The sequence below is a fragment of the Streptomyces sp. ActVer genome (assembly GCF_027270795.1).
Taxonomy (GTDB): Bacteria; Actinomycetota; Actinomycetes; order Streptomycetales; family Streptomycetaceae; genus Streptomyces; species Streptomyces umbrinus_A.
The window spans coordinates 1-9199 of sequence record NZ_JAPWHT010000411.1 but is presented as its reverse complement, the minus strand read 5'-3'; the positions used below and the strand labels follow the sequence as shown (position 1 = coordinate 9199).

At 69.1% G+C, this 9199-nt stretch carries 8 protein-coding genes and 2 pseudogenes; 7 read left to right on the top strand and 3 right to left on the bottom strand.

The window, feature by feature from the left end; all coding sequences use genetic code 11:
* From O3Q52_RS41945 to O3Q52_RS41930, 4 genes are all read left to right on the top strand, one after another.
* The coding region (locus O3Q52_RS41945) for a helix-turn-helix domain-containing protein (protein ID WP_269653804.1) at nt 1-592 on the top strand (592 nt) is incomplete at its 5' end.
* A 10-nt stretch (nt 593-602) separates the two neighbouring features.
* Complete coding sequence (locus O3Q52_RS41940; RefSeq protein WP_269653803.1) at nt 603-1487, top strand: hypothetical protein; 885 nt, start codon at nt 603-605, stop codon at nt 1485-1487.
* Between the two features lie 353 nt (nt 1488-1840).
* Entirely contained in the window at nt 1841-2044 is a 204-nt protein-coding gene (locus O3Q52_RS41935; RefSeq protein WP_055617413.1) for a cold-shock protein, read from the top strand.
* Between the two features lie 141 nt (nt 2045-2185).
* Entirely contained in the window at nt 2186-3175 is a 990-nt protein-coding gene (locus O3Q52_RS41930; protein WP_269653802.1) for a phosphotransferase family protein, read from the top strand.
* Between the two features lie 168 nt (nt 3176-3343).
* Here the strand turns inward: O3Q52_RS41930 and O3Q52_RS41925 are convergent, their stop codons facing one another.
* Nucleotides 3344-3766 carry a hypothetical protein gene (locus O3Q52_RS41925; protein WP_269653801.1) on the bottom strand — a complete coding sequence of 141 codons (423 nt, stop codon included), beginning with the start codon at nt 3764-3766 and terminating at the stop codon, nt 3344-3346.
* 570 nt (nt 3767-4336) lie between these two features.
* On the opposite strand from O3Q52_RS41925, the gene O3Q52_RS41920 reads away from it, so the two are divergent.
* Complete coding sequence (locus O3Q52_RS41920; protein WP_269653800.1) at nt 4337-4894, top strand: GNAT family N-acetyltransferase; 558 nt, start codon at nt 4337-4339, stop codon at nt 4892-4894.
* Between the two features lie 252 nt (nt 4895-5146).
* Here O3Q52_RS41920 and O3Q52_RS41915 read toward each other — a convergent pair whose 3' ends face one another.
* On the bottom strand, nt 5147-7390 hold the full coding sequence (locus tag O3Q52_RS41915; RefSeq protein WP_269653799.1) for an MMPL family transporter: 2244 nt from the start codon (nt 7388-7390) through the stop codon (nt 5147-5149).
* A 242-nt stretch (nt 7391-7632) separates the two neighbouring features.
* Between O3Q52_RS41915 and O3Q52_RS41910 the strand changes: the two genes are divergently transcribed.
* Together O3Q52_RS41910 and O3Q52_RS41905 are read left to right on the top strand one after the other, a co-directional pair.
* On the top strand, nt 7633-8433 hold the full coding sequence (locus O3Q52_RS41910; RefSeq protein ID WP_269653798.1) for a TetR/AcrR family transcriptional regulator: 801 nt from the start codon (nt 7633-7635) through the stop codon (nt 8431-8433).
* A gap of 66 nt (nt 8434-8499) precedes the next feature.
* Nucleotides 8500-8657: pseudogene (locus tag O3Q52_RS41905) on the top strand (RNA polymerase subunit sigma-24); the annotation flags it as partial.
* A gap of 9 nt (nt 8658-8666) precedes the next feature.
* On the opposite strand, the pseudogene O3Q52_RS41900 reads toward O3Q52_RS41905, so the two are convergent.
* Nucleotides 8667-9199, bottom strand: a pseudogene (locus tag O3Q52_RS41900) (LysR substrate-binding domain-containing protein); the annotation flags it as partial.

The following is a 9199-nucleotide window of genomic DNA, read 5'->3' as shown; positions in this document are numbered from 1 at the left end:
ACCTGCCGGCGCCCCCCTGATCGCGATCCCGCGGCTGCTGGCCGGCAGCGCCCAGGACGACGGGCGCCCCGACAACAGGGGGCAGGCGGCGGAGGACCCGGACACGGTCCTGAACGCCAGCCCGGCCCCCGCCGTCCGCGACCTCCAGGTCCCTCTCACCGAGGTGTGGCCGGAGGCCGGGGCCCTGAGCGAGCAGGTGGCCACAGCTGGTGACACGGCCGAAAGCCTCCGTCTGCTTGCCGGAGCCGTTCTCCACCGCCGGGCCACACCTGATCCGCTCGCCACCGCGGCGGCCCGCCGCCTGGCGGATCGCGACATCCGGGTGGCCGATCTCGCCGCCGAACTCGGAGTCAGTGAGAGGCAGCTCCACCGGCGGGTGACCGCCGCGATCGGGTACGCCCCGAAGACGCTCGCCCGCGTCGCCCGGCTCCGCCGGCTCATCGGGGCCGACAAGGCCTCCACGATGTCGCTGGCCGATCAGGCGATTGCGGCCGGTTATGCCAGTCAGGCCCACATGACGGATGAGCTCCACCGGCTGACGGGAGTCACGCCTGTCCGATTCCTGGAAGACGTCCGGCTGACCGCCGCCTAGCGTCGATGGCATGACTACTCGAACGACGACTGGGACCAGCAGCGAATTCCGTATCGACGCGGCGCGACAGTTCATGGAAGGCACGGCCCGCGTGCTCGAACGGCGCCGGCTCGAAGTGTTTCTCGACGACGCGCCGGTCGAGCCGGTGCTCGACGCGCTGCGGCCCTACTGGAATCTCGACGGCGGCTTCGGCCACGCGCTCGAACCCGATGTGCGCTGTCCCGGCAGCCAGCCCTCCGCGGCCCTCACCGCACTCGGGGTCCTGGCGGAGATCGGTGCCACGAAAGACCCGATGGTCACTGCGACCGCCGACTGGGTCGCCTCGGTCGCCCGACCCGACGGTGGTGTTGCACAAGTACTGCCCTCCGCACTCGGCCATCCGCGTACCCCCTGGATGGAGCCGAACGACGAGTCGAGCTTCCTGACCTTCGCCATCGCCGGCCGGCTGCACCAGTTGGGGGTCGAGCACCCGTGGCTCGACGCCGCGACGGACTGGAGCTGGCGGGAGCTCGAATCGCAGAATGAAGCCGGCGGCTACACCGTGGAGTTCGCCCTCCAATTCCTCGACGCGGTGCCCGACCCGGACCGCGCGGCCGCCGCGATCGACCGGCTGCGGCCGGCGATTCGCCCCGACGGCACCGTCCTCGTCGCGGGAGGCATCGAGGGCGAACACATCAAGCCGCTCGAACTCTCACCACGGCCGGAAACCCCGAGCCGGGCACTCTTCACACCCGCCCAGATCGATGCCGACCTCGCGCGGCTGGAGAGCGAGCAACTGGACGACGGCGGCTGGGACTTCCACTTCCTCCACTGGATGCCGGCACAGAGCACCGCGTGGCGAGGCATCGTCACCCTCGGCGCCCTGCACATCCTCCGGGAGCACGGCCGGCTCTGAGCGGCCCGGCCGTGTCTGTCCGGTTCAGCGATGCCGGCCCGCCTGCGGAAGGCCGCGGGAGGGCGCACGATCTGCGCCTCCGACGCCGATCGGCACGGTCCTGGGCGCCAGGAGAACGACTGCCGACGCCGCGCGCGCGGACCGCTGACGGCCTGTCCGTGCGACGCGGTTCGGATCATGGCCGTTGTTCTCTGGTGGGAGCCGGTTTTGCCGTGTAGCGTCACTCTCAGATGTCGTGGTTCGCAGTACCTGCCCGCGCTCCGGCGCGGGCGTCTTGCTGTGCAGTGCTGGACCAGGGCGATCACCTCCGGGGCCGCGCGGTGCGGGTCCGATATTGACTGGAAGGCATCAGCATGGCCAAGGGAACCGTCAAGTGGTTCAACGCCGAAAAGGGCTTCGGCTTCATTGCTCAGGACGGCGGGGGACCGGACGTCTTCGCGCACTACTCCAACATCAACTCCACCGGCTTCCGTGAGCTCCAGGAAGGCCAGGTCGTGACCTTCGACGTCACGCAGGGCCAGAAGGGCCCGCAGGCGGAGAACATCACCCCTGCCTGACCCAGCGGTCGGACATCGTCGGCCCCCGGAACACGTGTTCCGGGGGCCGACGCGTCTCTTGAGGAGCGGAACAAAGCAATCGCCCCTCGGTTGATGGTCCCGTACGGTGCGTGGGTTGTCGTGAGGGAGAGGCGGTTGGGCGTGGCACCCAGGGCAGAGACGCGTGCGCAGTTGGCCGGTGCGGCGCGGGCCGCGCTGGGCGGTGGGCGGCGGCTGGAGGCCGCTGAGCGGATCGCGGGCGGTAGCAAGAAGGGCGTGTACCGCCTGGTGATGGATGACGCGACGACTGCGGTCGCCTACCTGTGGGACGACGCCGAGAACTACTGGCCGACGGTCGAGGGCGACGACGACCTCACCGACCCGTTCGCACCCGGCCTCGGGCTCGACCTGTTCCAGGCCGCGCACACGCGGCTCGACTCGCTCGGCGTCCGCGTCCCCGCGATCCGTCTGGTCGACCGCGACGGCGCCTATTGCCCGGCGGACCTCGCGACCGTCGAGGACATCCCGGGCGAGAGCTTGGAGGATCTGCTCGCGCGCGACCCGAGCGCGGCCGCCCCGGTCATGGCCCGGCTCGGGGAGTCCCTTGAGGCGATGCGACGACATCGGGCGTCCACGTACGGCAAGGTGGCCGTGGTCGACGGGGGAGGCACGTCGCTCGGGACGTCGTGCGAGTCGGTCGTGCTGGACCGCGCGCTGCGGGACCTGGCCGAGGCGGCGTCGCGTGATCCGCGGATCGCGGGGGCGCGCGACCGGCTGGAGGAACGGCTGCGGGGTCTGGCGGCGGAGGTGCGGCCGCGCACGGAGTACGCCGTCGTGCACGGCGAACTGGGGCCCGACCACGTGCTGGTGGACGCGGTCGGGAACCCCGTGGCGATCGACATCGAGGGCTTGATGTACTTCGACGTCGAGTGGGAGCACGTCTTTCTACGGATCCGCCTGCACGACGCCTACCGGCCACTGGAAGTGGACGGACTGGACGAGGACCGGCTCGCGCTCTACATGCTGGCGCAGCGTCTGTCGCTGACGGCGGGGCCACTGCGGCTGCTCGACGGGGACTTCCCCGACCGGGCGTTCATGGCGGGCATCGCCGAGTACAACCTGAATCAGGCACTGGAACTGATCCGCACCTGAACGCCCACCGCGTCTCACCTTGTTCCGTCTGCCGGTGTCAGCCGTACGGACACGTCTCCGCTGGGGAACTTCGCCCGCGCCAGGGAGGCGTGGCCGCCCCGGACCGACCCCTGCGTCCGGGCGTGTGCTCGGTGACTGGCTCGGGCCGATCTACTCGACCAGATGGTGTCATGCACGACGGCGCGCCACCACGGTCGCCAGCGTGATCACGAAGGCCACGACCGGGAGGCCCACCAGCCAAGCAACGGGGTGAAGGGCCGTTTCGATCCAGCCGTGGTCGGCGTCGCAGGCGTACACCCCCGTCATCAACACGATGGCCTCGACGACAAAGCCCACCCAGAAGGCCAACAGCGCGACGAGTGCCGCGATGGTTATGGGTTGAGCGCGTGATGGCGAAGGCCTGCGCGCCTCGGCGATCCTGACCGCAGCCGCGGGTACGGGTGTCCAGCCGTCGCCGCGCCTGAGTATCCACACCTCGCGCAAGGCCTCCACGTCGCGTGTGAAGTCCGGTCGGCTGCGGTCGTTGAGGTGAGGCAGGGTGAACCGGCCGCCCGCCGCGTCGTAGATGACGGTGAGGTGCCGCGGTGCCACGTCCGAGCCCCTCTGGGGGGTTCAACTCGGTCTCGATCGCCTGCACGTCCGGCCATGGCGTCTGGCGGCTGCGGCCCGGCGGCGCCCGCGAGGGGCGCGGCCATGGCGGTCCGGATCCAGCCCTTGCTCCCCGCAAAGCGGTACTCGCGACGGTGGGCGGGCCCGTGCACGTGCGTCACCCCCGCCTGAACTGCTGCCGCTGCTTGCTCCAGAACGGTTGGGACTTGTTCTGCGTGGTCCATTTCCAACCGTTGGCGTCAGGAGAGGCCCTCGGGAGCGGGCCTCGGTCCAAGCTAGGCCCGGATGGACAGTGAGAGCGGGGCGGCCTGTCATCACTGTTCATGACAGACGTCATGCGTGTCTGTGACAGCTCGCCCTGGCCATCAGCCGACCGGGCCCGCGGTTCGAGGCACTGCCGTCGGCTGTAGAGCGTGGGGGAGGCGCACAGTGAACGCGGTGCCTTGGAGGCCGCGGTGACGCGTCCGACGTCGTCGTCGGTCCGCACCGGAAGCCGTTCGGTCCGTTTGGAGGCTCCTGTTTCAAATCTCGGCCACTGAACATGATCGTCCTATGAGTCGGCGCTGGGTGACCTTGGACAAGATCGCTTCAGAGGACTGGTCGGCGATTCACTCGTGGGCATGTCGCTCGGAGGCATGCTGGTACCAGGCGTGGGGACCGAACACGGAGGCTCAGACGCAGGAGTTCGTGGCGGGTGCGGTCCGAGCCTGGTCGGACACGCCCCAGTGCCGGTTCCCTTTTGTCGCCCGCCTGGCGGGCAACGTTGTGGGTATGGGCGAACTGTTCGTTCGCAGTCGTGTCCAGCGCCAAGGCGAGATCACGTACATCGTGCATCCGCAGGTCTGGGGGCAGGGCATCGGGACGCAGATCGGGCGGCAGCTTCTGGCGTATGGATTCGGCGAGTTGGGGCTCCACCGAATTCACGCCACGTGTGATCCGAGGAACGTCGGCTCCTCCCAGGTACTGGCCAAGCTTGGCATGACGCACGAAGGGAGCCTTCGGCACACTCAGTTGATCCGCGATGGCTGGCGAGACTCCTTGATCTTCAGCGTGTTGGAAGACGAATGGTCCTCGGCTGCTCAGGGGACGCCGTCTGCTCGTAACTGCTGAGTGAGGTGTTGAGCGGCTCACGGGTGGTCTGCCTGTCTGGCCACCGAGTTGCCGTCCGGCGTGCGATGAACGAGGCCCAGGCCGGGCGGCCAGGTGTCAACTGGCCTTCGGCTGACCGTAGTTCGTCGCGTATGTCTTGGAGCAGACGCGCTCTGGCAGGCCGGCCGCGTCCGTCGTCGCGTGCCCATGCGTGGCAGTGCCCGCCTCTCGTGTGGCAGAGGCGGGCACACAGCGGCGTTTGGATTCGGTCGGTCAGACTCCCGTCGAGTTCTTCACGTACGGCGGCTCTGCCGCTGATTCCGGTACGGCCGTGGGGGTGGGGCCGCCTTCGCTGAGGCCGAACCGCCCGTGGAACTTTCGCAGGAAGCCGGGCGCGTACCAGGCCGAGCGGCCGAGCAGGCGCATCGCGGCGGGGACGAGGACGCCGCGTACGGCGACCGCGTCGATGAGGATGGCCAGTCCGCTGCCCAGGCCGAACAGCTGCATGAAGCTGAGCTTGGCCGTTCCGAAGGCGAAGAAGCTCACCGCGAGCAGACAGGCCGCCGCGGTGACGATGCGTCCCGTGTGCCCGAGGCCGTTGGTCACGGCGGACTCGTTGTCCTCGCCCAGGTCGTGGAGTTCCTTGATCCGGCTGGTGACGAACACCTCGTAGTCCATCGAGAGGCCGAAGGCGATGCAGAACATCAGCACGGTCATGGACACATCCATCGGCTGTGCCGTGAAGCCGAGCAGGGAGGAGAGGTTGCCGTCCTGGAAGATCCAGGTCATGACGCCGAGGGTCGCTCCCAGGCTGATCATGTTCAGGACCAGCGCACGCAGCGGCTGTACGACGCTGCCGGTGAACAGGAAGAGGAGGAGGAAGGTGGTCAGGGCGACCAGGGCCACGGCGAGCGGGAGCCGGCTGCCAACCGAGTCCTTGGAGTCGACCAGTACGGCGTCGACTCCGCCCACCAGGGACTGTGACCCGGCGGGCGGGGCGACCGCCCGTACCTCATCGACCAGGTTCTGCGCCGCGTCGGACTTCGGTGACAGGGTGCTCACCACGCTGATCTGCTGCGCGTCGGGGCGGCCGAGGGCGGCGTTGCCGGGGTCGGTCGTCGTGGACCCTCCGTCGGCGTAGGTTCCCGCGCTGGTCTCGACGCGGACGACGCCCTTGAGCCCGGACAGTTCGACCGCGTACGACTCCAGCGGGACCTTGCTCACGGCTTTGTCGATGACGACGTGCAGGGCCGCGCTGTCATTGCCGTTGAACTTCTCCTGCAGCACTGACGACACCTGACGGCTCTCGGAGTCCTCGGGCAGCACGCGTTCGTCCGGTGTGCCGAAGGTGATGCCGAGGAGCGGGCTCGCCGCCACCAGCAGGACCGCGAGCACGGGCAGCGCGGTGAGCGCGGGCCGCCGCATGACAGTGCCGGCCAGCCGTCCCCAGAAGGGTGCCCGGGAGTCGGAGCGCCCACGGTTCGTCTTCGCCCACGGCAGCCGCCCGCTGTTGACCCGGTGCCCAAGGACGACGAACAGGGCCGGCATGACGAACAGGGTGCTGACGGCCGCGATGGCGACGACACCGACCCCGGCATAGCCGAACGAGCGCAGGAAGTACTGCGGGAACACCATGAGTGCCGCGAGCGCGGCCGCGACCGTCGCGGCGGAGAACGCGACCGTACGGCCCGCGGTACTCACCGTCCGCCGGACGGCGTCGTCCACGCTCGCCCCTGCTTCGAGCTGCTCCCGGAACCGGCTGACCATCAGCAGCGCGTAGTCGATGCCGAGGCCGAGGCCCAGAGCCGTGGTCAGGTTGATCGCGAAGATGGAGACGTCGGTGACGCTGCCGAGGACGAACAGCTCCGCGAACGTGCCCATGATCGCGATGATTCCGATCGCCAGCGGCAGCAGGGCGGCGACCATGCTGCCGAAGACGAGCAGGAGCAGCACGAGGGTGAGCGGTACCGCGATGCCCTCGGCCAGTACGAGGTCCTCGCCCGACTGAGTGCCCATCTCGCTGTTCACGGCGGCACCGCCGCCTGCCTGGACCGTGAACGCGTCCTTGTACGGTCCGGTGTAGGCGTCGATGACGCTCTTGGCGTTCTCGTCCCGTTCGGTGCCCTCACCCTTCACATGCGCGAGGACCATGGCCTCGCGGCCGTCCTTGGAACGGAGATCGGGGCTGGCCGTGTCCCAGAACGAGACCACGTTCTCAAGGTTCTTTTCCTTCTTGAGGTCGGCTGCCAGGGCCCGGCCACTCTGCTGGGCGGCCGGGGTGTCGATACGGCCTTCGGAGGCGCGGACCAGCAGGACCAGGTTCGTCTCCCCGCCGAACTTCCCGTCGATGACCTTCGCGGCCCGGGAGGACTGGGAGGCCGGGTCGTCGTAGCCACCTCCCAGCAACTTGCCGAACGCGCCGGCGCCCAGGACTCCCATGAGGGCCACCGCCATGACGGCGACGACGAGTACCAGCCGGGACCGGCGAATCGCCAGTTCGGCTATGCGTTCAAACACGCCCGATCTCCTTTGATGTCCATACGGTGAAAACGACGCGAAGCGGCCGGAGTTGACCAACGTGGGGGCCGGCGCGGTGCTCTGTGGAGTCTCTTCACCCCGTCAGAAGCAGGTGCGGTGTCGCACTCTTCGTCGCCGTGAGAGACGTTAGTGACGCGGCAGAAGATTTGGCAGTGTTAGATTTTCTTCACACCCCGCAACTTCAGGGTGGCCCACAGGGGTGATCGTCGTACGGTCGCCGAATGCCCGCGGAGGAACACGCAATGGCCCAGCCCACCCTGCGTCAGCGACGCCGGGCCGCCGCCACGCAGGAGATCCTGGACGCCGCAGAGCGCCACATCGCCGAACGAGGACCCGCGGCCCTGTCCCTGCGCGGGGTCGCCCGCAGCCTCGGAATGACCGTGCAGGCGCTCTACCACTACTTTCCGAGCCGGGACGCCCTCGTCACGGCGCTCGTCACCAAGGCGTACGACGACCTGGCCGATGCCGTGCAGGCCGCCGTCGACACCACGCCGGACGACCCGGACCTGCCGCGCCTGGTGGTCGCGGCCGAGGGCTATCGCGAATGGGCCATCGCCCACCCCGAGCGCTTCCAACTCCTCTACGGAACACCGCTGCGGGACTACGCGGCACCGGTCGACGGCCCGACCACCCAGGCGACGCGCCGGATGAGTTCGATCTTCGAGCGCGAGATGTTCGACGAGTTCACCGCGGAGCAACTCGCCGCGGCCGATACCCCCGCACTCTCGCCCTCACTGCGGGCATACCTGGAACAACTGCCCCACTACGGCTTCGGAAATCTGCCGCCGGCCTCGACCGCTCTCCTGCTGAGCGCGTGGGGGCACCTGCACGGCCTCGTCGTTCTGGAGGTGTTCGGACACACCGCATTCCTCGGTGACCACCAGTCCGAGATCTTCCGCATGGCGATGCGGACCCTGATCGAGGACATCCATCGCCGGATCCCCGTGGACGTGAGCAAGCCGCACCAGAAAAACTTGGACGGCGATGTCGAGAACCCGTGGCCTGCTCCGTCCCTGCAGTGAACGCGACCACAATGGCTCGCACGGCACCGAGGAGAGACATCATGGCCAAGTACCTGCTGCTGAAGCACCGCGGTGGCCGCCTACCTCCACGAACGCGACGGCGCCCTGACGACACGACAGCGGCGCGGCTGTATGCCGAGGCGGCCCACAAGGCACCCAACCTCGCCGAACGCGACCACCTCACCCGCCAGGCCGCCCGCCTCAACACCCGCCGGCCTTGCTGACGCCTTGCTTCAAGTGCTTCCGTCCGCGATGACCTGGCGTGCGAGTGCCAGCAGGTCAGGGATGGCAGGGTGCCCGGGACCCTCGCGCCAGGCGAGGACGACGGGAACGGTCGGCGCGTCCGCGAGGGGGGCGGTAGACCAGCGAGGGATGCGTGTAGTTGCTCGGGGTGGCCGGCGTGGAGACCCCTACGGCGCGGCCCGCGGCGATGGCGATGAACCATTCGTCGGTGTTGGTCACCTCGATGGTCGCGACGGGTCGGGCCGTCGGTGGCCACAGGTCCGTCGTCGTGGTGCCGGAGACGGTGTTGAGAGCGATCGGATGGGCGGCGAGGTCTGCCAGGGTGATCCGGGGGAGAGCCGCCAGCGGGCTGCCCGCCGGCATGACCACCACCCGCTCCTCCGACAGCAGCGGCTCCGTGCGGAGCCCGGCCGTCGTGACCGCGCCGCGCAGCAGGGCCGCCTCGACCTTGCCCTGCGTGAGGCCCGCCGTACGGTCGTCGACGCGGAGCAGCTCCAGCGGAGTCCCGGGGCGCGTCCGGTCC

Bases quoted from the DNA above. Each gene is read 5' to 3' on its own strand.
- O3Q52_RS41940 (WP_269653803.1), top strand. From the start codon at position 603: ATGACTACTCGAACGACGACTGGGACCAGCAGCGAATTCCGTATCGAC.
- O3Q52_RS41935 (WP_055617413.1), top strand. From the start codon at position 1,841: ATGGCCAAGGGAACCGTCAAGTGGTTCAACGCCGAAAAGGGCTTCGGC.
- O3Q52_RS41920 (WP_269653800.1), top strand. From the start codon at position 4,337: ATGAGTCGGCGCTGGGTGACCTTGGACAAGATCGCTTCAGAGGACTGG.
- O3Q52_RS41910 (WP_269653798.1), top strand. From the start codon at position 7,633: ATGCCCGCGGAGGAACACGCAATGGCCCAGCCCACCCTGCGTCAGCGA.